The organism is Microcoleus sp. PH2017_05_CCC_O_A (genome assembly GCF_020738785.1).
GTDB lineage: Bacteria > Cyanobacteriota > Cyanobacteriia > Cyanobacteriales > Microcoleaceae > Microcoleus.
The window spans coordinates 11,365-35,555 of sequence record NZ_JAEQCB010000021.1; the positions used below are offsets into that span (position 1 = coordinate 11,365).

A 24,191-nucleotide genomic window follows, 5' to 3' on the forward strand; every position below is an offset into this window, starting at 1 on the left:
TCCTCACTACGAACCTATTTGATTGTTTGTAGTGTGTACTTTGAGTGCTTATAAAACAATACGCTTGGGTTAAGGCTGATCCACCCTAACCCCCCTAAAAAAGGGGGGGGACAAGAACTCGATCAAAGTCCCCCTTCTTAAGGGGGATTTAGGGGGATCTCCGGGCAAGAAACAGTGTTAACTCAAGCGTATTGCCTGATAAAAAACCTATCTGCTAGCTTGCTTCTGAATTTTGGGTTTGGAGGCTTCTTTATCCTTGGATGCAGAAGTGTCAGTTTTTAACAATTCTGGGAATGGCGGCTGGAGGTTGTGAACTTCGATGTCCATTCCCAGCGGCAGAGGTGGAAGCTGGGGCAGATCGTTTTCCAAATCCTTGAGTGCACTAGCGCTTTGTGTTTCCACAAATTTTGGCATTTGGGGTATTTTGGCGGTTTCCAAAGTGCCGATCATTTTTGCTACAGCGAATTCTAGCTGAGCACCGGGGTCGATCGCCACCCAACCCTGAGCAGTCATTTGCCGAACCTCGAAGTGGAGGTGAGGCCCTGTAGACATTCCTGTACTGCCGACACGCCCGATCGTATCACCCTGTTTCACCCACTCTCCTGGTTTGACAAACAGTTCTGAAAGGTGTCCGTAGAGAGTTTCCTGAGACTGTTTGCTGTGGTTGAGAACCACCGTCAAACCGTAGCCGCCCAACCAATCGGCGATCGCCACTTGACCCGCATAAGCGGCCAGTACGGGCGTTCCCATCGGGGCTCCCAAGTCCGTTCCGGTGTGAAACCTACCGTAGCCCATAACCGGATGAGTCCGCCACCCAAAGGGTGAAGTAATTTCCGCAGCAATCGATAGCGGAAACAGCAGGCTGGTGTTGCCATTTCCAGGCCGGCCCAAGGGACGCGGGGTGAGATTGTAGTAAGCAAAACCTGTATTGCTGCCGCTGCTGACACTAATCGCGCCGACTTGCACTGGCCCTAGTCCCATGCTGGGTTCGGGTGGGCCAGCGGCGTAGGCTGCCGTGTTAATCGAGTATCCAGCATCTGCTGAGTATCCGGGGTTAGCTGGGTATCCGCTGTCTGCTGAGTAGCCCGGAGGTGTGTAAGCAGATTCCGACTGGTTGCCCTGTCCCCAAAGCTGGTTGCCTACTTGTTGAGCGGCCTGACCTACTTTACTGATAGGATTTCCGCTATTATTTCCGGCGACAGTTCCCCGAACATTGCCCGGAAGGTTCGGAACAGTCCCGGGGCTTTGTGGCAGATTTCGAGAAGGAGGGGTGGCAATATAAGGGCCAATTGTGCTGGGAGTTTGCGGGTTGTAGTTGGGCCCTCCGGCGATCGGCCTTTCTGGGCTGTAACTGGGAGGGGCTGCTTCTGCTGTCACGGGTTCGGGAACAGCGGCAGGCCCGCACAAACCGCCAACTCCTTGTCCTGCTGACACGGAACCTTCGCAGCCTGTCGATCTTTCTGCAAACTCGATCGTTGTAGGCGCTTCGTATTGGCTGGTAGCGCCAACACTGTAGTCTGTTTGGTCGGTGGCAGCGCGGGCTTCTGGGTTAACTGGTGCTTCAAAAGGAGGTTCCTGGGCCGTCGCTTCTGGCAAGGGAATCAGTGCGGGTTCCGGTAGATAATATTGGGCCGGAGGTTGTTCGGTGACGTAATCTGGCGATGGGGCCCGAACTTCTGCCTGGGGTTCGGGATCTGGTTCTCGCTGCACTTGGGCTTCGGGTTCCGGGGGCGCCAGAGGTGCTTCAAATAGTGGCTGAAGTTCTGCTGCGCCGGGGACGGCTTGTTCTGCTGGCGGAGTTTCAGTTTGGGCCCAAACTATGCCTTTGCTCAGCAGTCCCAGACTGGCAAGGCAACCTAGTCCCACCAGCATTGAGCGTTCGGACAAAAGGCGCGATCGAGTCCGGGCGCCTGTGGGGTGATTTTTTTGCTGTTTGGTGTTCAAATGGGCTGTTATTTGCTTGTCTGGAACTGGTTTCACGATTTTTTTTTCCCAACTCAACAGGGGGGGCGCAAGAAGATTAGTCGATTGTAGATTTTAGATTTTAGATTTTAGATTTACTCGCAGCTTTGAATTCTGGGAGGAGGAATCTTAGTCTAAAGTTTTGGGCTGCTGGCGACAGGAGTCGGAAAGCAAGTATCTGTTTTTTGGCATGGTCTGGATCGAAGTGTATGGCAATCCTTATCTTTATACAGACTTAACTGATTTTACCAGAAGTAATTGGTTGAAAGCCGGAACCCTGCTCGGGAGAAATGAAAATCAGACTATTCATTACTCCAATCCTCTTTCTTCTAGGTAGAGGTCGCTCTCAAACTGTCAACTGTCAACTGTCAACTGTCAACTATTGAACGGGCTTAAGGCAATTTTTTTTCCCGTCGAACAGCTCGAATGCTGCGTCGATTCGCGATCGATACCCTGGTTTTTCCGCTCCCAATCATTGCACTGCCAACTAGCCTGTGACGGCCACATTGATAATAGCGCTTTGGCGTTCGTGTCTGTGAATTAAGCTCCCCCATCTCCCCCATCTCCCCATCTCCCCATCTCCCCATCTCCCCATCTCCCCATCTCCCCATCTCCCCATCTCCCCATCTCCCCATCTCCCCCAATTTTTGCCGATCGCCCATTTAAACTAAGTAGCAAAATTGTTAATTGTCTAAAATACAAAGGAAATGACTCACTTGGGGAAGGATAAGTTTCATGGCTTTAGCTGGCGATCGCTTGACAAATTTTCCTGACTCTGAACGTACCGGACAACCTGACGGTATTAGCTGGCAGTGGCAGCAGAGTGCCGAAGGCTTGCCCTATCTGACTTGCAGCTTGCTCGACCGATGGTCTCACGGCTTTTTTACTCGCGATTTCTCGCCGCGCGGCCCGATCGATCTCACGGAAGTTTTAGCACCAGGATCTCCCGTTTACCGTCTCCAACAGGTACACGGCAATGTCGTACTCAAAACCGATCTATTGCCCCCAGTTGTGGCTCTAGACCCGGAAACAGCTACCCCCACCTATGCCCAGGCCGATGGCTTGGTAGCATCGCGAGATTTTGAGGCGCTGTGGGTTTGCTCGGCTGACTGCGTACCGGCGCTAATTGCTGATAGCGGCACGGGACTCGCGGCCGCCGTTCACGCTGGTTGGCGCGGGACTGCTGCTAAGATATTACCAGAGGCGATCGCTCAACTTGTGGCACAAGGCAGTCAATTAGAAAATCTGAAGATTGCTCTCGGGCCGGCGATCGGTGGAGAGGTTTACCAGGTATCTGTGGAAGTGGCAGCCCAATTGGGAGCCACGATTACTCCTCAGAATGCAGTTGGTGCAACAGCCGACGGCATTCTGGAATTTTTACACCAACTACCCGAATCACCTGTGTTGACCGATCCAGAACCGGGAAAGGTACGGTTGGATGTTCGCCTCTGCAATGCTCTGCAATTGCAGCAGTTGGGAATTAATTCTTCTCAAGTGGCGATCGCTCCTTTCTGTACTTATTCTGACTCGGCTCGCTTTTTTTCCTACCGCCGCGATCGACTAAAAAAAATCCAGTGGTCGGGAATTGTCAGCACATCTAACACAAGTTCCTGCTAAAAGCATTCGGCACAAGGTAAAATTTAAGATTGCCGGCTTAAAAAATCACAATCTAAATAACAATCTTTGGATTGACAAATTTTTATTTCTGAATGCCGAATGCCTTCTACCTTCTAGCCTCGTTTCGTTGCAGCCCTCTCAGGTCTCAAGACGCTGAGTTTTCCGCATACCAAAAAGTTTTATGAGTGAGCAAACTCCCTATCAACTGCTTGAAGTCGATGAAGATGCTTCCTTTGATGAAGTGCAAGAGGCCCGCACCCGTCTAGCCGAGCAGCACAGCGGCGACAAGAAACGTTTGGAATCGATCGAAGTTGCTTACGACGCGATCCTCATGGATCGCCTCCGCCAGCGACAGGAAGGGAAAATAAAAGTACCCGAACGCATCCGCTTTCCCGAACGAGTGGCTCCCCCACCCGCCAGCTTTACTCCATCTGCTCCGTCCGGCAGCCCAGCTTGGTTGCAGCGCCTGATCGATACTCCTAGTCGAGCCGATATTTTGTGGCCGGCTGGAGTTTATGTGGGATTGGGCGGACTGAGTATTTATCCAGCGGCTAACGATTCTTTACTACAGTTGACTCTGGCTCTTGGGGTCGGCTCTTGTCTTTATTTTCTTAATCGCAAGGAACAAAAATTTGGTCGGGCTGTGCTGCTGACTGTGGCTGGCTTGGTTATAGGCTTGGTGCTGGGAGGTCTTATGGGCCCTTTGCTCAGTACGGCATTTATCACAACAGAGAAATTTATCGCTTTGTTTACGTTTTTAATTCTTTGGCTGGTCAGCAGTTTTCTGCGATAGTCGGTTGTCAGTTGACAGTTGACAATTGGCAGTTGACAGTTGGCAGTTGTTAATTATTGTTATTGGTTAATTGTTATTGGTTGGTTCGTAGCTCTTAGGTGTTAGTAGTTAGTTGATTGTTACCAATTACCAATTACCAATTACCAATTACCAATTACCAATTACCAATTACCAATTACCAATTACTAATTAACAATAACTAATGACTATTGACTGTTGACTAATGATTGATAACTGTTGACAACTGACAACTGACTAATAACTATCCTAAAATAATCTCAACAGCTTCGCTCAAATTGTTAGCAATTAAATCCGGTTGGTGCATTTCTAGTTGGGTGCGATCGCGAATGCCGCACAAAACACCAATTACCTTGACACCGTGAGTTTTTGCTGCTATAATATCCGCCTCCGTATCCCCCACCATCCAAAGCTCAGAAGCAGGCGGCAGTTCAGCGAGAGCTTTTGCCATCAGCAGGGGCTTATCTTTGACATCCCCGGTTTTGACGTAATCGTTGGGGAGGCAATAGCGACGGTTTTCTGGGAAAAAATGCCCTAAATTGCAGCGGTTGAAAGCCTCGTCTAGTTCCCTGACGCGACGCATAGTCATCACCGCCAAGTCTATTCCAGCGCGCTGCACCTTTTCCAGGGTTTCCACGGCTCCAGGGGCTGGTTTATCGTAAATCAGGAACGGCAGCGTGTGGACAGTTTGACGCCGTTTCTGGGCAAATTCGAGGGCTTGGGCTGCGTCTAATCCTGAGAGAATGCCGATTTCGGTTTCGGGAACCCGCGCCCGCTTCATGTCCCAAAACTCGGCTTTTGGGAGTTCGTGCACTGTTTGGCCCTCACGCTGAGTCTCGGCCAGACACTGCTGGTAAACTCCGTAATAGCGATCGGACACGTCCATAATCGGGCCGTCAAAGTCGGTGATAAGTCTCAGCATTGAGCAGAGTATTTTGAAAATTTTATACAAATTGTTAGAGATTATATCACTTTAATGTCACAGATCCTTTACAAAACTTGACACAAATACCCAGGGGAGGTAGTGTCTATAGGAATGGTGCTAATTAAAGGCAATAGTTTAATTCAACTGTGCCAATCATCAACTGTAGCGGTTGTAACAAATATTATCAGGGAGCATCTCAGTTTTGATTTTGTAGTGCTGTCCCCGCTCGCTTGCTGTTAAAACAAAGCGAGCTCTTAAGCTCTCACTACAACAAAAAAAAGCTTTTTGCCAAAATGAGATGCTCCCTATTATCAGGGAATCTACAATTTAAAATTTGCTGTACAAATACGGCCAACCGCTAGGTATTGTTAATAAATCCAAACCTCAATAGAGGCTGATTTTGACTGCGCTTGCTCACAAAAAAGTTGGTCTAAGTAATAATTTTAAATAAAAAAAAGCTTGGAGAATCCCAAATTTATTGTGTCGATAAATTAGCCAGCGAGAATAGTTGCTGGCATCCAGCAGAATCAAAATTTCTATGAGAAATAGCAAGCACCAAAACAACAACTAATTTTATCTGCTAACCCTAGAGTCTGATGGTTTATAATAACGAGATGCTTCCCAAATTAAGTTTACAGATTAGCTCCCAAAACATTAACAATCTGCTTGACAAATTGTTATCCTTGCGTCGCATTGAATACCTTGCAGTCGATCGGGAACTGAAGATTCAAGAAACATCCTTGAACGTACAAGATTTTGCCCAAATTCCTGATGAATTGGAACAAGGCAAAGATGTGCGCGATAGTTTTCCCGAACTGATCGGAATTGAAGAACTGCTAGACGATATTCTAGAACAACGACAGCCAAGTTTCCAATTAAAATCTGTTACCAGAGTTTTAAATGATGGCTCTTATTTTTATCTAGATTTGTATATTTTTGGTCAGAAAGAGCAGCTCAATCCTGAGAGATTAATTATTTTCTGCGAAGATGTAACAGACACTGCTGCTCTTCAGCAAAGTATGGTTCAAGCAGCCAACGAAAACAGTATTAAAGTCGATTACTTGGCTAACGCTCGCGACTATATTGATAAAATTCTTAACTCCATAAATGATATTTTATTGGTGACAACGCAAGCGGGAGAAATCAAAAAGGTCAATCAATCCACCCAACTATTGTTTGGATATACCGAATCACAATTAATCGGTCAACCAATCTCGATGATTACGGCGGACGAGGAATTATTGCGTCAAGTCAGTCAGCTACCTCTTGAACTAAAAAATGAATCTTGGCATCAAGTAAAAGTAGCTTGTACAACTAAAAAAGGTTCAAAGCTGACAGTTGCATTTTCCTGCTCTACTATTGAGACAAGTATAGAAAGCAAGCACTCAGACAACAAAACTATACAAGATTTTGTCTATGTGGGCAGAGATATCACCGAGCAACAACGGACAAAAAAGCGTCAAGCAGCACAATATGCAGTAGCTCGCATCATGTCAGAATCTGGTTCTTTAGAGAGCGCCACTCCGAAAATTATGCAAGCTATTTGTGAAAGTTTGGGGTGGGATATCGGTGAACTTTGGACGCCTGTGGATGAAAAACATACTAAGTTTGATGCCGAAGATACGCACGATCGAATACCATTTTTGTTTGCTGCACCAGATAGTAACGTTGAAGATATTCTCCCTTTTTTGCTTCGAGTGGGAGTTTGGCGGCGGGGAAGTGAAGTTGGGGAGTTTGTGGAAAATTGCCAGCAGATTACCCTAGAGCCTGGTACGGGTTTACCGGGAATAGTGTGGAACACCGGTTATCCGCAATGGATTACGGATCTTCTTAAGGATGGCAATTTTATGCGATCGCACTTAGCTGCTAAAGCAGGATTGCGATCGGCCTTCGGTTTCCCAATTCGTGCTAGCGGTCAAGTTGTAGGGGTAATGACTTTTTTCTGCCGGGAAAAACAGCCGTCGGATGAAGACTTACTGCAAATGATGGCGGCAATAGGTTCCCAATTAGGACAGTTTGTCAAGCGCAAATATGCGGAGCAAGAATTGCAAGAAGCCGAAGCTTCCATCCGGTTTTTGTACGAGCAAGAAAAACAGCAAAGTGAAAAATTGGCTCAGCAAAATGTAGCATTAGAACAGGCTAAATTAGAATTAGAATCTGCTAATCAGGCATTGCACAGACTCGCATCTGTGGACGGCTTGACTCAGATTGCTAACCGTCGCTGTTTTGACAAAACATTGCAATCAGAATGGCAGCGGATGACTAGAGAGAAACAGCCAGTGTCTTTAATTTTGATCGATTTAGATTTTTTTAAGCTTTACAACGATCGCTACGGGCATCAAGGAGGCGATGAATGTCTCAAAAAAGTTGCTGAAATTTTAGACAGAAACGCTCACCGGGGAGGTGATTTAGCGGCTCGCTACGGTGGGGAAGAATTTGCAGTAATTTTGTCCGGGACTGATGCTAAGGGAGCAATGCGGGTAGCTGAATCAATTCGCAGCGATTTGAATGCTATGGCAATTCCCCACGAAGCTTCAAAGGTAAGTGAGTCTGTGACGGCGAGTATGGGCGCAGCTAGTGCTGTGCCCGCTGCTGAACAATCTTTGGAGTGGTTGATTGGGGAGGCCGATCGCGCGCTGTATCGAGCTAAACTAGAAGGGCGCGATCGGATTGTTTGCGTAGATTCTCAAATACGATGCCAGGGCGAGAAAGGAGTTTTTTCTGATGATTGTGAGAGAAGCTAAAATCGCTGATGCACCTGCAATTGCACAGGTTAATCTCGACACTTGGCGGACAGCTTACCGAAACATCATACCGGCAGATTACCTCGCCAAGCTGTCCTATGAAAAACGAGAAAACAATTGGCAAGAAATCCTGTCAAACGTCAAAAATACTGGCGATTATGTCTGCGTTGCTGAAAATAACTCGGGACAAGTTGTAGGTTTTGCTGCCGGCGGTTGCGAGCGCACGGGCAAATATGTTTATCGAGGAGAATTATTTGCCATCTATATTTTGGAGGAATATCAGCGTCAAGGAATTGGGCGACAACTCGTGCGATCGGTTGCCACAAAATTGGCAGAATTAAGTTTGAACTCGATGCTGGCTTGGGTACTGGGAGACAATTCTGCTTGCAGGTTTTATGAATTTTTAGGAGGCAAAAAAGTGGAGGAACAACAGACAAGTAGAGCTGGAGTTTTAGTCAAAGAAATTGCTTACGGGTGGACGGATATTGCACTGCTGCTCGACAAGGCTGCATGAACTCAAAAGTGGAAGTTTTATCAATCATCGATCAAGCTTCCCCGCTTCATTTGTTCCCGTTCAATTGCCTCAAACAAAGCTCTAAAATTACCCGCCCCAAAACCTCCAGCTTGCACCAGTTTGTCATTAACTAAAGTAACTCGACGCTCAATAATCTCGAAAAAGAAAGTCGGTTCGGCAAAAATTGGCTGGGTAAAGATTTGCAGCAGCATCGCAGCGGGAGTATCTTCTTGCCAATCTGCCAAAACTTCGGAAGCTGCAATTGCTTGCCAATCTGCGGGCAAATAGTTTTGCCGCCGCCGCAATTGCGAGTAATATGTTGGAGGAACTGGCAAAAAAGGCAAACCGCGCGATCGCAAATCGGCAACAACCTGCACAATGCGATCCGTTTGCAAAGCCATGTGCTGAATTCCCGGCCCTCGATTTGCACTCAAAAACTCTTGAATTTGAGAATTAGATGATGCCGGTTCATTAATCGGGAATTGCACCCCACCTTCAGCGTGTACCATAACTTGGCTTCGCAAAGCAGACTTCTCAGTCTGAATATCAAAATTTTGCTGCGGCTCAAAACCTAATATTTTTTGATACCAACTAACCGCACTTGACAAATCGCCAGATTCAACATTTAACACTACATGATCGATCAGAGTCAACAGTGGCGGCCCAGAAGAAGCACGCAGCAGTGAATTCTCGCCAATTCGCTCAACAAGCGTGTGGCTTAAATCTCCCCAGCCAGAGATTTGTGCGAGTTTAAAACCGCCTCCTGCCTTTAGATCTTCTTGAATCGGTTTCAGGATTTTAGCACCTGCCACCTGCGCTCTAGCGATCGCTAATTCGATATTTTTAACCCGAAAGCCCACATCGGCAATCCCCGGAGGATGAAACTCCAACCAAGTAGCAGCGGGACTAGCGGGTGTCAGAGGCGAAGATAAAACAAAACATATATTGCCGCTGCTGACAACCTCAGTGCGAGTGTCGCTGTTGGCATAACCTGCTATTGATTGAAAGCCTAAGTGGCTGACAAACCAGTCGCGGGATACTCGAGCATTTTCAACGTAAAACTGAATGCGGTCAAACTCCATAATCAATAATTGAAAATGGAACGTGAAAAGTTGAAAATCGGCTGATTTTCACGGTTAAATGGCAAGGGAGAGACTGAGAAATGGAGATTTTTCATTGTTTTTTTGTCTAATCGCTTAATAATAACCCAAAAATTGAATATCTTAGCTCCCTCTGAAGGCAGAAATACATCGGCACTTAAAAGAAAGGCGGTGTTTGGGATGACTTTGACAGTTGACAGTTGACAGTTGACAGTTGACAGTACGAGCGATCGCTTGCGATATTGTAGGGTGCGTCAGCGATTAGTCTAATTTTCAGGTGGGGAACCAGAAGTGACTGACGCACCCTACTACTTCATTCAGTTGACAGTTGACAGTTGACAGTTGACCTGGGACAGCCAGAGGGCAACCTCTACATGAAAGTCTGAAGATTGGAGTAATGAATCCTCTAATTTTAATTTTTACGCCAAACCCAGAGGCTTTCAACCAATTATTTCTGGTAAATCGTCTGTGGGATACTAGAAGGAATCAGCCATGAGATTTACTCCACAGATAAATCTCGAAGATTGAACTTTTTTCTAAAATCTGGGAAGTATCGAGTTGGGTAAATCAGTGCTATGAAAGCACCATACAAACTCATTTTTTGCGTGTGGAACACCAAACAAATTACTAAAAGAACAAATGACTTTCTGGCTGAATATTAATTTCTAGTGGCACAGCTTGCGGGTCAGAAGCAAGAGCAAACATAATTGCATTGGCAGCGGTTTCGGTACTCAGCATTTTTGACCTATCTACCTTCAAACTCACATTATCCCAAAACGGAGAATCCACCCCACCAAAATAGAATAGCGTAAACTTAATGCCGTAGCGTCGCAGCTCATCTGCCATGCACTTGCTAAAACCAACTACCCCAAACTTTGAAGCACAATAGGCCGTTCCCATCGCCATCGAATGCTTGCCCAAAATCCCGATGACATTGCAGATGTGACCGGATTTGCGGTCTTTCATCACATTTGCGGCTGCTTGAGATGTGTAAAAACTGCCTTTCAAGTTCAAGTCAAGCATCGCATCTAAATCAGCGGGTTCTAACTTGTTCCACTGCTTGAGAATTCCCGCACCGGCAGCGTTTACGAGGGCATCAATTTGCCCGAAATGCCCCGCAGCTTTCTGCATCAGCGTCTCGACTTGCGACAAATCGGTGATATCTGTCGGTACACACAGTACCTCTGTTGTCGAAATTTCGCTGGCTAAAGCGTCTAATTTGGTGCTGTCTCTGGCGGCGAGCACTAGCGTCGCACCCGCGTCGGCGAGTTTTCGGGCTACTGCTGAACCGATGCCGCCAGTCGCACCCACCACAACTACAACTTTGTCCTGCATATCCCTTTACATTTCTTTACGTCCAGATTGTATGATAACTCAAGTTATGGGAATTGGGCGAAGCGAAGCGGAGGGATGGGGAATGGGGCATGGGGCATGGGGCATGGGGAATTGGGAATTGGGAATTGGGAATTGGGAATGGGGAATTGGGAATGGGGAATTGGGAATTGGCAATTGGGAATTGGCAATTGGCAATTGGCAATTGGCAATTGGGCATGGAAAACAAATAACCAATAACCAATAACCAATAACCAATAACCAATAATTAATTTAGGGAAACTTGCCAACCTTTTTCGGTTTTTTTTAATTCGAGAGAAGTGCAGGATTGTAAAAATTTAGGAAACTTTCTACCGAGATTAAACTCTTTAATTATTTGGGTGATTTGTTTGCCGTATTGTTTGTGAAATTCGCTGCCAACATTTGAGAGAAATACAGAATTGTGAGGAGAGTTGTCGGTTAAGTCGCCAACTATTTTGACCAGAGCTTTTTCCAAATCTTCTAAGGAATTGATATCTGTCAAACTTGCTGATGCTGCTTGGTTGTGATTGAGATTTTCTTTGTTGAGTATTGGGGGTGGGGGCGATAATTTAACTTCAAAAAGAGTGACATAAGTTTGAGATGCTTCTGAGGGTTTGTGGAGAACGAAATCTGTGGGATATTTGAGAAATATATCCCTAGTTTTAGTACCTAAGGAATGATTGGCAACAACTTGATTGAGGACTAAGCCGTAATTTTCCCGATACAAAGCTGAAAGTGTAGAAATTTTTATCCACTGAGATGAGGTACGTTGTTGCTCTTTTTTAATTAATTCTTTTAGCTGAATAACTAATTGTTCTACAGGTGTAATTTCCGGTACTGTTACGAGGGAATAGGTTTCCATTTGTCCGGTTTTGCTGTTTAAAATTATGATTTTATCTATTTGCTTGCGGACTTGAAAGACGGTTAGTCCGTGGGCTTGCAGTGTGTTGCTGAGGTGGGTGAGGGCGCGATCGGACGAACAGACAAAAATCTCCTTGGCTGTGGGATAATGTACGAAAATTGAGGCGCCTACTGTTGCCATTTTCAAGTCGGCGCTGTCTTTGCCGGGGGGAACGTGAATCAGTTGATAGCCGCGCTGGTGAAATTCGGCATCTTTTTTGCCCATGCTGCGCCAGTTGGCAAAGGCTACTTTGATTTGGATGGGATAGTGAGAAATTCCTTCGAGGAATTTTTCGGTTTCGATGTTGAGTTGCAAGTTTTCGACATCTAGCAGCAAGATAGCAATGCCGACAGGAAGCGAATTTGTTTGGTGGGCGGTGGGAGTTGGAGGTTTTGCTGAAACTGAGTTTTGTGATTGGGCTGGTGGTGTTTGGGGTACGGCTAGCTGCTGAATTTTGGCAAATAATTTGCTGAATTGAGGTGAATTGATGAATTCGGGAACCAGCAGAATTTGGAGATATTTTTTTGCCGTCAGCAGCAGCAAATCTGTATCGCTGGCTACTTTAAAATTTTTTGTTAATTTTCCAATCAAAACTGACTGAAAAGCAGGTTTGGCCCAGGGGGTTTTCCTGTATTTTTCAGCTATCCATTCGGGATGCTTTTCCTGGATGGATATTAGTGTTTGAGCGATATAACGACTGATGGCGCTGACTGCGACTGATTCTTGAGTCGCCAGCAAGGGAGTTCGATCGGGCATGGCCCTCTACAATGCGGGATGGTGTCTCAATCTATCATAGTGTTAGTTTCTCGCTAGGAGCCGGACGATCGCCCGCCAAATTAAACCGGCGATAATTAAACCCAAGCCTGTCAACCAAATTTGCCTCTCCACCCAGAAAGCTAGAAACAGACATGAAGCCAAGCCCACCCAAGCCAACCATTGCGGGTAAAGCCTTTCGGCGGGGGACAGTTGTAGCGCGGCTGCGTTGGTGATAGCGTAGTAGATCAAAACGCTAAAGGCACTGAACGACCAAGTGGTTTTGACATCGCCGATGAGGATTAAAAGTGCGATCGTAATTTCGACAAACACGACAGCCACATAGGGAGTTGTCCCCGCAGGATTGAGACGCGCCAGGACTCTCGGCATATCCAACCGTCGCCCCATCGCCAGCCACACGCGCGACAAGCCTAAAATTAAGTTCAACAAGACTCCTAGCATGGCAGTAATGGCGCCGACGGCTAGCAGTTGGGAAACTCCGGGAATTGGAAAACTGCGGGCGATGACTTCCAAGGGTGCAGCAGTGGTTGCTGCTTGCAGGGACAATTTATCGGCTCCGCCCGCACCTGCAACAACTACCGCTACCGCCACGTAAAGCACCATTGTCAGCACTAAACTGAAAATTATGGCTTTGGGAATGGTTTTGCTCGGTTCCCGCACTTCCTCGCCCATGGTGGCGATGCGGCCGTAACCGGTGTAGGCGACAAACATCAGGGCCGTGGCGTGGAGGATGGAGCCGATCGCGCTATCGTTCTGTAGCGTCGGCATTTCCCACCTGACCTCTGGCAAACCCGCAGCAATAAAGACAGTCAGAGATAAAAGTGTAACTGAGACTATGGCAGTATTCGCGATATTCGATCGCCTGATGCCGGTCAAGACAATTAAAGTTAGGGCGGCCAGGGCAATTAATGCCGTTAGGATGAGATAAGTGCGATCGGCTACACCAAGTGCACTTAAAAAATACCCCGCAAAACCCAAAGCAGCAGTAGCAGCAGAAGCAGTTTTAGCTACCAGAAACATCCAGCCGGCAGTAAAACCCAGCCAAGGATTGAGATATTTGTAACCATATTCATAAGTACCGCCGCTAACAGGATGATTCGCCGCCAACTGAGCGCTGTTAAGACCATTGCAAACAGCAACTAAAGCAGCAACAGTCACAGCCCAAATCACTCCCGCCCCCGCAATTTCCGTAGCTATCCCGATACTTACAAATACTCCCGTGCCCACAATCGAGCCGAGGCCCATGAGAGTTGCACCGAAAACACCTAATTCTCGCTTTAACAGAGAGGGAGACATAATTACACTAGGGTTAGTTTAATACAAATATGTGCCTGGAGACACCATCATGCTTATTGTTCAGGACTTTCCTGCGGGGTTCGGAAACCGAGTTTCTTTCTGGATAGCTCGTTACCAAACTTAATAGTTATCTGTAAGCCTTGCGAACAATTTGGGTGGCTGCAAAACTTTTAAACGTCCTAATTCTTGGTATAAAATAGCTCATCATTCCAGCATTGTCGTGGTGATTTTACTTGGGAATCATGTAGGAAATCACCGTTGATCGCTTGTGGTGAACAAGATATTTTGTACTTAGCGTTTAGGATATGTAAAGATGTCCGACATCATAGTAACGGTTAACAGAATCATAATTTATGAAACTGACGGATTTTTTTGAACGGACTTACGTGGTGAATTTGCCAGAGCGCCAGGATCGCCGCCGTGACATTACCAAGGAACTTGCCAATGTGGGGATTTCCTTGGCAACTAATAGTGTTGAGATTTTCCCAGCGAGTCGTCCAGAGACGGCGGGTGAATTCCCTAGTATCGGAGCGTGGGGCTGCTTCCTGAGCCACTTGAGCATTTTGAAACACGCCAGACAGCAAAACTTGTCCAACGTTTTGGTCATGGAAGATGATTTAGCAATTTCTCCAACCCTAATCGCTCAGCAATCGGCGTTAATCGAACAACTGCAAGGGCAGGATTGGGGGATGGTCTACTTGGGGCATTATTTGACGGATAGTAATTTACCCAAGGTAGATCCGAATGGGCGATCGTCCGAAGCAACAGTGCTGTTAAAACCATACACTCGGGCGATTCAAACCACCCATTTCTATGGTGTAAACGGACAAATTCTCGATCGGCTGATAGCTTTTCTAGAACAAGTGCAACAGCGTCCCAGCGGACATCCCGATGGCGGGCCCATGCACGTAGACGGCGCCTATTGCACCTTCCGCGCTCAAAACCCAGATATCACGACGCTGATTGCAGAACCAAATTTAGGCTGGCAACGCAGTTCTCGCAGCGACATCAATGCGAGTGCCTGGTATGACTACGTACCCTTAGTCCGCGATGTGGCAAATGCCGCCCGTGGCGCTAAGGTTTGGTTGTCCAACAAGTAAATGGAGGTTTGAAAATCTAATTAAATTGCTCGACCAAGCTGGCCATTGGTTACTGTTGTGTTGGAGTAGCGAGGAGAAGTGAGAGCTTCAATAACATCAATTGTAGCTATTTACAGCTAGTTGAATATCCGCACAAGTACCGAGAAACCTGTTGTTTTTCGGGAGTGCTTCCAGAATAGGGGTATACTGCATCTCACTTTTGCAAAAAGTATTTTTTCTTTTAGTGTGAGTTCGCAAATGCTTGCCAGATAATAAAAGCAAGCGAAAAATTGCGAACTCGCACTATAAAATGCAAAACGGAAGCATCTCAGTTTTGCATTTATTATAGTGCTGTCCCCGCTCGCGTATTTTACAGTACGCGAGCGGGGACAGCACTATAATAAAAAATGCTTTTTACAAAAATGAGATGCTCCCATCCAAAACAGAGATGCTCCAATTTAAGTATCAACCGAAACGACCTTGAATGTAATCCCTCGTACTAGAATTACTGGCGGAAGTGAAAATCCGGCTTGTCGGCCCAAATTCCACCAAGCGGCCGATGCGACTTTCATCAGTATTAAAGAAAGCCGTATAATCAGAAACCCGAGCCGCCTGCTGCATATTGTGCGTTACAATCACCACAGTTAACTGTTCCCGCAGAGTTTGAAACAACTCCTCAATCTTCATAGTAGAAATCGGATCGAGAGCAGAACAAGGCTCATCCATCAGCAAAATTTTTGGTTTAACAGCCAAAGCGCGAGCAATACAAAGTCGCTGTTGCTGTCCGCCCGAAATTCCCTGAGCCGACTTCTTCAAATTATCTTTCACCTCATCCCAAAGCGCCGCACTTTTCAGCGCAGATTCCACAATTTCATCTAATTCTGCTTTACTTTTTCGACCAAAAATGCGGACTCCGTAAGCAATATTATCGTAAATGCTCAGCGGAAAAGGATTCGGTCTTTGAAACACCATCCCAATTTGGCGGCGCAAACTATTAATATTGACTTTCGGACTGTAAATATCCTGTCCAAAAAACTCAACCCTGCCTTTGATTTGAACTTTTCCCTCCAATTCGCCGATGCGGTTGAGAGCCTTCAAAAAAGTTGATTTTCCACAACCTGAAGGGCCGATAATCGCCGTCACTTGCGGGTGAGGGATATTCATCGATAGATTTTCGAGAACTTTATGAGTCCCGTAGTAAAAACTCAAGTCCTGAACCCGCAATGCTGGCATGGCATTGGGGTCAATTTCAGGAGTCGCATCTTCGAGGAATTGGTCGCTATATTTTTCAGCTTTTAAGTTACTTTTGGATTTCATTATTTGGAGTTTTTCTAGTGTGAGCAGTAGATTTTTAGTAGATGCAGAATATGGCCTGATGGCTTTATTTAGTTAGGTGTTCTATCTATGCACTTGTTTCGTAAATCACGGATATATTGATACATAAACCGCAGATTTAAGGCAGATAAACAGAGATAAACGCAGATATTTTGAAGAGAGGAAAGAGAATGAATGCAATCTTGTCTAACATTAATCCGTTAAATACATTACATCCCATACGGTTGCCGAACTTCCTTCTCAAGCAATTTACCGATTTTGCAAGCGTTTGCGAGTGACGGCACGAGAAGCTAAGCTGGTGAGCAAAACCATACCCAAAAGGACAGAAGCAGCAGTCCACGCCAATTCGTTCTGCTCCTTGTAAGGAGAGCTGGCGTAACTGTATATTAATACAGACATAGAAGGAGTCGGAGTTAGCAATGTTTGGGGAATTTCTTGGATTTTTGCCATGGTTTCTGCGCCGACGGGAGACTGAACTATCTCGCCCAATTTCTCAACTAAAGGAGGCCAAAATTGGCTGGACAAGGCAGTTACGATTAGCGGTGCAGTTTCGCCGGCGGCGCGGGAAGCTGCGAGTAAAATGCCTGTGGTAATAGTTGGAAGTGCTGAGGGAATAATAATCCGAAACATTGTTTGAAAGCGTCCGCCTCCCAAACCAGCAGAAGCGAGGCGGTAAGAAGCAGGCACTAATTTTAATGCTTGTTCTGTTGTCAGCGCTACAACCGGCAGCATGATAATCCCCAGCGCGAAACCGCCGGCCAATCCTGAGAATGACTTAGTTGTCACAACAATTAAAGCGTAAGCAAACACGCCGACAACAATTGACGGAACGCTACTTAGAATGACGGTGATAAAGCGGATAGTATTTGCTATAGCTTTATTGTCTCTGCCAAACTCTGACAGAAATATTCCGGTCATTACGCCGATTGGCACGCTCAATAATGTGGCAATTCCTACCATTAATGCTGTGCCGAGAATCGCATTGGCAAAGCCGTTGGGCTGGTCTTCAACTCCGACGGGTGCGGGTAGAGACACTAGCACTTCCCAACTCAAATGTGTCAGTCCCTCGCCCAAGATTTTGTACAAAATAGCGAACAAAGGCAGCAGAGCCAGACCTGTGAGAGAGAATGCTATAACTGTCATTCCCCGGCTGAACAAATTTCGGCTCAGCGACAGCGAATTGTTGATTTCTACATCTAGAATATTGTGGGACTTTTGTGTTTGAGTCATGGTTAATTCTTAGCTCCCTTAACGCCGATTAGCTGCACCAGCAATACTGCGACTGCGTTCACCAATAGGGTAATCACAAATAGAATTAGGGCTAAATACATTAAAGAGCCGATGTGCAGTTCTTCTTGAGCTTCCCGAAATTGACTTGCTAAAACAGCGGGGATTGAGTAGCCGGGAGCTAATATAGATTGGTTGATTTGAATCGAGTTGCCGATTACCATTGTGACTGCCATTGTTTCGCCTAATGCGCGTCCCAATGCCAAGATAGTAGCTCCGATAATTCCTGAACTTGCTGCTGGTAATAACAGCTTAAATATGGTTTCCCAGCGGGTAGCGCCCAGTGACATTGAAGCACTTCGCAAATCTACGGGAACCGACAGCAAGACATCGCGGCTGATGGCGGCGACTGTCGGCAAAATCATAATCGATAAAAGTATGCCGGCGGGCAGCATTCCCGGCCCAAAAGGTTCGCTGCTGAATAGGGGAAACCAGCTAAAATTGTTGAACAGCGACTGCTGTAAAGGCAGCAGGAAGGGAATTAAGACGAAGATGCCCCACAGGCCAACGATAACGCTGGGAATGGCTGAGATTAATTCAACCATGAATCCTAAGGGCGATCGCACCCAAGCCGGTAAAAAGTTCTCGCTGGTAACGATCGCGACTGCAAGTCCTAGAGGAATTGCTATGATAATGGCGATCGCAGAACTAACTACCGTACCGTAAATAAACGGCAGAGCCCCAAACTGCAACTCACCGATATCCCATTTGGGATTCCACAAAAACTCCAGTCCAAACTTGCTAATCGCCGGCCAAGCATCCTTAAAAATTATCTCGCTCATCCAGAAGAGCGTACCCGCTGTGGCTATAGCAAAAGCCCATACAAATCCTGTAAATCCCGATTCCAGCCACAAACCTTCACCCTTCGTATCAGTCAAGTCTACATGGGTGGTGATTCCAGCAGACTTCCGAGTCGATTTTTTCGGTTTCTTTGAAGAATTGGTCATACCCAAGTTATGGCGTAAACAGCGAAATCTTTGATTGATGAAATAGATAGCATAGTGCCTGCACCTTAATAAATGCAACGTATGAGTTTTGAGCCATACAATTAACTCAAAACTCATAACTCCCTGAAAATATTTTAATTAACCTTTAGCAACCACACTCTGATTCACTGCTTGAATCACCTTTTGAGCTGTAGCTTGCGGAATCGAGGTAAACTCTAATTGTTTGTTCAAACCTTGACCTGTAGTCATCACCCAATTAACCATCTTTTTAATAGCATCTGCTTTCGCAGCAGGATACTGTTTGTAGATTAACAACCAAGTCAAGCCAACAATCGGATATCCATCATTAGGATTTCCTTCAACCAAGCGGAAGTCTGCCGGGTATGTTTCCCCTGCTAAAGCTTTTTCGGCTTCTGCCAAGTTAGCATCTACAAATCTGCCAGCTTTATTTTGAATAAACGCTGTTTGCAGCTTGTTTTGTCGAGCAAAAGTATCTTGAACGTAGCCAATTGCACCGGGTGTTTGTTTCACCAAACCTGCTACGCCGGGGTTTCCTTGGCCGCTGAGGGGGCCACCGGGCCAACTCGGTTGAGCGGCACCCTTGATGCTGCTGCCAATAGCCTGCAAGTGGTTGCTAAAAATAAAGCTAGTACCGCTGCTGTCTGCCCGCACAACTACTCGAATGGCAGTATTTGGCAAATTTTTAGCTTGTCCAGAAATCCCTGCGATTTTCGCATCATTCCAGCGGGTAATTTTGCCTTCAAAGATGCCTTTCATGGCATCGGCACTCAGCCTGACATTGTTAACTCCGGGCAAGTTATAGACAACTGCAACCGCGCCGCCGGCTGTCGGAATTGCCATGACGCCACGGCTTACCTGAGAGATTTGTGCAGAAGTCATCAGCGCGTCGCTGCCTGCGAAATCCACAGTACCTGCAATTAATGCTTTGATACCAGCGCCGGATCCTGTACCTTCGTAGTTTACAGTAATTTGATTTGCGCTTCTCATCTGAGAGAAGTAGCGATCGTACAAAGGTTTAGGGAAAGTTGCTCCCGAACCGTTTAATGTTACCGCAGCTACAGCGGAAGTAATCAAACTTAGGGAAAATGTTGCTACTGCTAGGGTAACGATAAAGCCACGTCGCCAGCCTTTAGTGAAGAAAACCATAACTCCTCGTCCTTAAATAATTAGATAGCAGACTTTGCAAATCTATGACCTAGGATAGACTGAATTTCCCAGTAAAAACAGCTACTATAATAAGCTTGTTTTAAATTATGATTAAAGTTAGGTTAAGCTTTTTATGATTCAAAAATGAGAGCAATAACAATAATCTTTCCTTAATCTCTGGTTAACATTAGATTAAAAAGATTAGGAAGTAGCGTTAGCGAAGCCATGGAAGAGGATCCCTCTTCGATCGCCCTTATTATTTTCTTAACCTTAGGTGTCGATCGCAGTTCAATGTCACAAAATTTGAAATTTCGACCATCCTGGACGCAACTGGCATTCTGATACGGGTTAATTTTGAGGTACGTTGTTGCGCTTGGGCGCTCTTTTCTATATCAAAGAGCGCTGAAGCGCAACTACATACCTTTGGACAATTCCTGACGGGATAGCTACCGTTTGGGGACACCGTGCGTACTTTCCGCGCATTTGCGACTCGATCCCAAACAGCCCGACGGCCATCATAATAAATAAATAACGTTAACAAATCTTAAAAAAAATGGCTAGAGACTTGCGAGGCTTCCTCAAACTGCTAGAAGACAGAGGACAACTGCGCCGGATCAGCGCTTTAGTCGATTCCGACCTCGAAATTGCCGAAATTTCCAACCAAATGCTAGTCAAAGGCGGCCCCGGATTGCTGTTTGAGAACGTCAAAGGGGCAGAATTCCCCGTCGCCATTAACCTGTTGGGCACGGAAGAACGGGTTTGCTGGGCGATGAACATGGAAAAGCCGATCGAACTTGAAGAACTCGGCAAAAAATTAGGTATGCTACAACAGCCCAAACCGCCGAAAAAGATTTCCCAGGCGATCGAATTTGGCAAAGTGCTGTTCGACGTAGTGAAAGCCAAACCAGGCCGCGACTTCTTCCCAGCTTGTCAGCAAGTGGTATTTGAGGGAGAAGGCGTCGATTTGAACAAAATCCCGATGATTCGCCCCTATCCGGGAGATGCGGGCAAAATTATCACCCTCGGTTTGGTAATTACCAAGGATTGCGAAACCGGTACGCCGAATGTGGGCGTTTATCGGTTGCAGTTGCAGTCAAAAAACACGATGACTGTACACTGGTTATCTGTCCGTGGCGGGGCGCGGCACTTGCGGAAAGCTGCACAAGCTGGTAAAAAGTTGGAAGTTGCGATCGCCCTGGGAGTCGATCCTTTAATCATCCTCGCAGCAGCAACACCGATTCCTGTAGATTTATCCGAATGGTTATTTGCCGGACTTTACGGCGGTTCCGGCGTAAGTTTAGCGAAGTGCAAAACCGTAGATTTGGAAGTACCCGCAGACTCGGAAATCGTGTTAGAAGGAACGATTACACCGGGGGAAGTGTTACCCGACGGGCCTTTTGGCGACCACATGGGTTATTACGGCGGTGTGGAAGATTCGCCGCTGGTTCGCTTTAACTGCATGACGCACCGCAAAGATCCGATTTATTTAACGACATTTAGCGGGCGGCCACCGAAAGAAGAGGCTATGATGGCGATCGCGCTGAATCGCATTTACACTCCTATTTTGCGGCAACAAGTATCGGAAATTGTCGATTTCTTCCTACCAATGGAAGCGCTGAGTTATAAAGCTGCAATTATCTCGATCGATAAAGCTTATCCCGGTCAAGCGCGAAGAGCTGCTTTAGCATTTTGGAGTGCATTGCCGCAGTTTACTTACACCAAGTTTGTGATTGTTGTCGATAAAAGTATCAACATTCGCGACCCGCGTCAAGTAGTATGGGCAATTAGTTCTAAAGTCGATCCAGTTCGAGATGTATTTATCTTGCCGAATACGCCTTTTGACACGTTAGATTTTGCTAGTGAAAAACTTGGTTTGGGAGGCAGAATGGGGATTGATGCTACTACGAAGATGCCGCCAGAAACCGAGCACGAATGGGGTAAACCTTTGGAATCCGATCCGGATATGGCGGCGATGGTTCAGCGGCGTTGGGCTGAGTATGGTTTGGCTGATTTGAATTTGGGTGAAGTCGATCCGAATTTGTTTGGATATGAGATGAAGTAGGGAAACGGCAATGCCGTATCCGGCGCGGGGAGAAGGGGAGAGTGAGAATTTCTCCCTTTTTTTCTGGAATTTGATAAACTGGAATTACACAAAGCGTATATGTCATGCTGAGTAAAACGCCAAGAATTAAAGAGGAGGAGGCATGAGCAAATTAATATGCACGTAATTACCCGCAAACGGCTTAATGAGTTTGCTAAACTTCATCCAGATACACAAAATGCCTTGGTTCAGTGGTACAAACTTGTCAAACAAAATGAATTTGCGACCTTCGTTGAACTCCGCGAACTATTTCCGTCTGCCGATCGAGTAGGGAAATTAACTGTATTCAACCTAGGAGGAAATAAAGTTCGACTCATTGCTGCTATTCATTACAATCGGAACAAAGTCTACATTCGGGCTGTATTAACTCATGCAGAATATGATGAAGAGAGGTGGAAAGAATGATGCAAAATCTTGATATCGATCGAACAATTGCTGCTTGGTCATCTATTGCTAAAACGGTTTTTGTCCCTTGCACGGAAGAAGAATACGAGCATTTAGTCGAGCTTCTAGATAGTCTAATCGATCGAATCGGCGAGGATGAAAGCCATCCCCTTGCTTCGATGATGGACGTTATTAGTGTCTTAATTGAAAACTATGAAGCTGAACATATTCCTGAGTTAGAAGAGGTTGCGTAACCTACTATTTCACATGGACTTATGCACTCCGACAAAGAAACCGGGTTTTTACCGAGTCTTTGCACTGTCGCGAATTAGTCTCGTAAAAACCCGGTTTCTGGGTTCCTATGCGTAAGTTATATTATATTCTAAAGTTTGTGTCACAATTGAGGAACGATCGATTAATCCTACTGACGAACAAGCCCAAGCCTGTCTGCGCGTCTGCCAGATGTTCTCTAGCTACTACCGAGATATTCAACTATTCCGTTTTAATGCTCGAACCAGAGAAGTATATATTTTCGTAAGTGATGAGCTGCAAGTAATCGTATCTAGTAATGGATTTTGGAGGTTTTTGGATGAAACCGAACTTTGATGAAATGAGCAGATCCGAATTAAAAGCTTATGTCCTATCGCATCGGGATGATGATGAAGCGATTCGGATATTTTTTGGTCGTCGCAATCCCCCAGATTCAAAAGCGACATGGTACGGGCCGATGACTACTCCTGAAGGTTTACCCATTGAAGAAAATATTCGCATCGCTGAGGAAGCAATTAAGCAAAGAGTTGAAATCGATCGCGAAAAACAACAACAACGGGAAAAAGCACAGGAATATCGATTACGCCAAACATTAGAACGGGAAATTGAGGCTAAACTTCGATCGCAAATTGAATTAGAAGTGGAACAGAAGTTGCAGGAAAACTTAGAAAAAGAAATTGAGGCTCTGATAAGTGCGATCGCCCAATTTTTAGCATCAACTAGCGGGTTTTCATCAAGATTGGCAGGGTCGATTCCCTGCGGGATAGCTACGCTTCACGCACTTTTGGCAATTCGTGCCGGAATTGAGGATTTTGGAGATTTTGAGGATTTGCGGAATTAAGTGCGATCGACACTTACGCGTTGCGGCAGAGAAACCGGGTTTTTTCTGAGTCTTTGCACTGCGGCGAATATGCTGGAAAAAACCCGGTTTCTGGGAATGAGGGCGATCGAATAGGTTTATATTAGGTAAGTAATCTTTTTAGGTAATGCTATGTACGCGGTCAAAATTCAAAAAGTTGGAGAGTCTTTAGTCATAACTCTGCCTGAAGAAGTATTGCAACAACTCAAAATCGGTGAGGGAGATAATCTTTTCCTCACAGAAACTCCTGATGGAATTCAACTCACTACCTGCAATCCTCAAATCGATAAAGCAATGAAAGCTTATAGGAAAGTCAGCGAAAAGTATAAAAATGCGCTGCGGGAACTTGCTAAATGAGCGAACCATTTTGGATGGGAGAAGAAATAGCAACAATCATTCATGCAGATCAAATTGCTCAGCATGGGGGTAGTCCGGGAATTAGAGATGACAATCTTCTCTCAGCTAGTTTAGCCAGACCGAGGCATCTATTTGGCTATGGTGAACCGACTTTGTTTGATTTAGCAGCAGCCTATGGCTATGGCTTGACAAAGAATCACCCCTTTATTGACGGAAATAAAAGAACAGCGTTTGCTGTGATGGCAACTTTCCTGGAAGTAAATGGATATTCTCTTGAGGTTCCTGAGATGGAAGTTGTGGGTATAATGGAACGCTTAGCATCTGATGGGGAAACCCAGGATACGTTAGCGAAGTGGTTGGAAGAAAATTCTGTTCAGTCTGTTGATTGAATTATATTGCAAGTTACGG

Annotated in this window: 23 protein-coding genes; 12 read left to right on the plus strand and 11 right to left on the minus strand. The window is 45.9% G+C overall.

Annotation, left to right across the window (positions count from 1 at the left end):
- Nucleotides 1–207: 207 nt before the first annotated feature.
- Together JGK20_RS06960 and JGK20_RS06965 are read right to left on the minus strand one after the other, a co-directional pair.
- Nucleotides 208–1,980: a M23 family metallopeptidase gene (locus JGK20_RS06960; RefSeq protein ID WP_293184834.1), complete on the minus strand. Its 1,773-nt coding sequence runs from the start codon at nt 1,978–1,980 to the stop codon at nt 208–210.
- A gap of 522 nt (nt 1,981–2,502) precedes the next feature.
- Nucleotides 2,503–2,640, minus strand: coding sequence for a hypothetical protein (locus tag JGK20_RS06965; protein ID WP_293207595.1), 138 nt, complete (start codon nt 2,638–2,640; stop codon nt 2,503–2,505).
- Between the two features lie 57 nt (nt 2,641–2,697).
- Here JGK20_RS06965 and pgeF point away from each other — a divergent pair, with 57 nt between their 5' ends.
- On the plus strand, nt 2,698–3,579 hold the full coding sequence (gene pgeF, locus JGK20_RS06970; RefSeq protein ID WP_293184835.1) for a peptidoglycan editing factor PgeF: 882 nt from the start codon (nt 2,698–2,700) through the stop codon (nt 3,577–3,579).
- Nucleotides 3,580–3,760: 181 nt separating this feature from the next.
- The gene (locus JGK20_RS06975) at nt 3,761–4,372 is read left to right on the plus strand and encodes a CPP1-like family protein (RefSeq protein WP_293184837.1); all 612 of its coding nucleotides are present in this window, start codon (nt 3,761–3,763) and stop codon (nt 4,370–4,372) included.
- Between the two features lie 262 nt (nt 4,373–4,634).
- On the opposite strand, the gene JGK20_RS06980 is transcribed toward JGK20_RS06975, so the two are convergent.
- The gene (locus tag JGK20_RS06980; RefSeq protein WP_293184838.1) at nt 4,635–5,312 is read right to left on the minus strand and encodes an HAD family hydrolase; all 678 of its coding nucleotides are present in this window, start codon (nt 5,310–5,312) and stop codon (nt 4,635–4,637) included.
- A gap of 686 nt (nt 5,313–5,998) precedes the next feature.
- Between JGK20_RS06980 and JGK20_RS06985 the strand changes: the two genes are divergently transcribed.
- A complete protein-coding gene (locus JGK20_RS06985; RefSeq protein WP_293229892.1) occupies nt 5,999–8,059 on the plus strand; it encodes a diguanylate cyclase in 2,061 nt (686 codons plus the stop codon).
- The gene (locus JGK20_RS06990; RefSeq protein ID WP_293192724.1) at nt 8,040–8,573 is read left to right on the plus strand and encodes a GNAT family N-acetyltransferase; all 534 of its coding nucleotides are present in this window, start codon (nt 8,040–8,042) and stop codon (nt 8,571–8,573) included. Before JGK20_RS06985 ends, JGK20_RS06990 begins: the two co-directional genes overlap by 20 nt.
- A 20-nt stretch (nt 8,574–8,593) precedes the next feature.
- On the opposite strand, the gene hppD is transcribed toward JGK20_RS06990, so the two are convergent.
- Both hppD and JGK20_RS07000 read right to left on the minus strand, forming a co-directional pair.
- Nucleotides 8,594–9,655: a 4-hydroxyphenylpyruvate dioxygenase gene (gene hppD, locus JGK20_RS06995; RefSeq protein WP_293192726.1), complete on the minus strand. Its 1,062-nt coding sequence runs from the start codon at nt 9,653–9,655 to the stop codon at nt 8,594–8,596.
- A 645-nt stretch (nt 9,656–10,300) separates the two neighbouring features.
- Complete coding sequence (locus JGK20_RS07000) at nt 10,301–11,008, minus strand: SDR family oxidoreductase (RefSeq protein ID WP_293184845.1); 708 nt, start codon at nt 11,006–11,008, stop codon at nt 10,301–10,303.
- A gap of 31 nt (nt 11,009–11,039) precedes the next feature.
- Here JGK20_RS07000 and JGK20_RS07005 point away from each other — a divergent pair, with 31 nt between their 5' ends.
- Nucleotides 11,040–11,252, plus strand: a complete 213-nt coding sequence (locus JGK20_RS07005; RefSeq protein WP_293192728.1) for a hypothetical protein — start codon at nt 11,040–11,042, stop codon at nt 11,250–11,252.
- Nucleotides 11,253–11,273: 21 nt separating this feature from the next.
- Here the strand turns inward: JGK20_RS07005 and JGK20_RS07010 are convergent, their stop codons facing one another.
- Complete coding sequence (locus tag JGK20_RS07010; RefSeq protein WP_293184847.1) at nt 11,274–12,683, minus strand: NYN domain-containing protein; 1,410 nt, start codon at nt 12,681–12,683, stop codon at nt 11,274–11,276.
- Between the two features lie 42 nt (nt 12,684–12,725).
- On the minus strand, nt 12,726–13,997 hold the full coding sequence (locus JGK20_RS07015) for an APC family permease (protein WP_293229895.1): 1,272 nt from the start codon (nt 13,995–13,997) through the stop codon (nt 12,726–12,728).
- A gap of 353 nt (nt 13,998–14,350) precedes the next feature.
- Here JGK20_RS07015 and JGK20_RS07020 point away from each other — a divergent pair, with 353 nt between their 5' ends.
- A complete protein-coding gene (locus JGK20_RS07020) occupies nt 14,351–15,097 on the plus strand; it encodes a glycosyltransferase family 25 protein (protein ID WP_293229898.1) in 747 nt (248 codons plus the stop codon).
- 444 nt (nt 15,098–15,541) lie between these two features.
- Here JGK20_RS07020 and pstB read toward each other — a convergent pair whose 3' ends face one another.
- From pstB to pstS, 4 genes are all read right to left on the minus strand, one after another.
- Nucleotides 15,542–16,393 (minus strand): phosphate ABC transporter ATP-binding protein PstB, encoded by an 852-nt coding sequence (gene pstB, locus JGK20_RS07025; RefSeq protein ID WP_293229901.1) that lies wholly within the window; start codon nt 16,391–16,393, stop codon nt 15,542–15,544.
- Nucleotides 16,394–16,660: 267 nt separating this feature from the next.
- Nucleotides 16,661–17,641 (minus strand): phosphate ABC transporter permease PstA, encoded by a 981-nt coding sequence (pstA, locus tag JGK20_RS07030; protein ID WP_293229904.1) that lies wholly within the window; start codon nt 17,639–17,641, stop codon nt 16,661–16,663.
- A 2-nt stretch (nt 17,642–17,643) separates the two neighbouring features.
- On the minus strand, nt 17,644–18,645 hold the full coding sequence (pstC, locus tag JGK20_RS07035) for a phosphate ABC transporter permease subunit PstC (protein WP_293229906.1): 1,002 nt from the start codon (nt 18,643–18,645) through the stop codon (nt 17,644–17,646).
- 138 nt (nt 18,646–18,783) lie between these two features.
- Nucleotides 18,784–19,812: a phosphate ABC transporter substrate-binding protein PstS gene (gene pstS, locus JGK20_RS07040; RefSeq protein ID WP_293192735.1), complete on the minus strand. Its 1,029-nt coding sequence runs from the start codon at nt 19,810–19,812 to the stop codon at nt 18,784–18,786.
- A gap of 553 nt (nt 19,813–20,365) precedes the next feature.
- On the opposite strand from pstS, the gene JGK20_RS07045 reads away from it, so the two are divergent.
- The 6 genes from JGK20_RS07045 (at nt 20,366) to JGK20_RS07070 (ending at nt 24,172) form a co-directional block, all read left to right on the plus strand.
- A complete protein-coding gene (locus JGK20_RS07045) occupies nt 20,366–21,874 on the plus strand; it encodes a UbiD family decarboxylase (protein ID WP_293186068.1) in 1,509 nt (502 codons plus the stop codon).
- Nucleotides 21,875–22,030: 156 nt separating this feature from the next.
- On the plus strand, nt 22,031–22,318 hold the full coding sequence (locus JGK20_RS07050; RefSeq protein WP_293186069.1) for a type II toxin-antitoxin system HigB family toxin: 288 nt from the start codon (nt 22,031–22,033) through the stop codon (nt 22,316–22,318).
- Entirely contained in the window at nt 22,315–22,551 is a 237-nt protein-coding gene (locus JGK20_RS07055; RefSeq protein WP_293186071.1) for a hypothetical protein, read from the plus strand. Before JGK20_RS07050 ends, JGK20_RS07055 begins: the two co-directional genes overlap by 4 nt.
- A gap of 335 nt (nt 22,552–22,886) precedes the next feature.
- On the plus strand, nt 22,887–23,408 hold the full coding sequence (locus tag JGK20_RS07060; protein WP_293186073.1) for a hypothetical protein: 522 nt from the start codon (nt 22,887–22,889) through the stop codon (nt 23,406–23,408).
- A 150-nt stretch (nt 23,409–23,558) separates the two neighbouring features.
- Nucleotides 23,559–23,783 (plus strand): AbrB/MazE/SpoVT family DNA-binding domain-containing protein, encoded by a 225-nt coding sequence (locus tag JGK20_RS07065; RefSeq protein WP_293186075.1) that lies wholly within the window; start codon nt 23,559–23,561, stop codon nt 23,781–23,783.
- The gene (locus tag JGK20_RS07070; protein WP_293220155.1) at nt 23,780–24,172 is read left to right on the plus strand and encodes a type II toxin-antitoxin system death-on-curing family toxin; all 393 of its coding nucleotides are present in this window, start codon (nt 23,780–23,782) and stop codon (nt 24,170–24,172) included. The genes JGK20_RS07065 and JGK20_RS07070 overlap by 4 nt, the downstream gene beginning before the upstream one ends.
- The last annotated feature ends 19 nt before the right edge of the window (nt 24,173–24,191 follow it).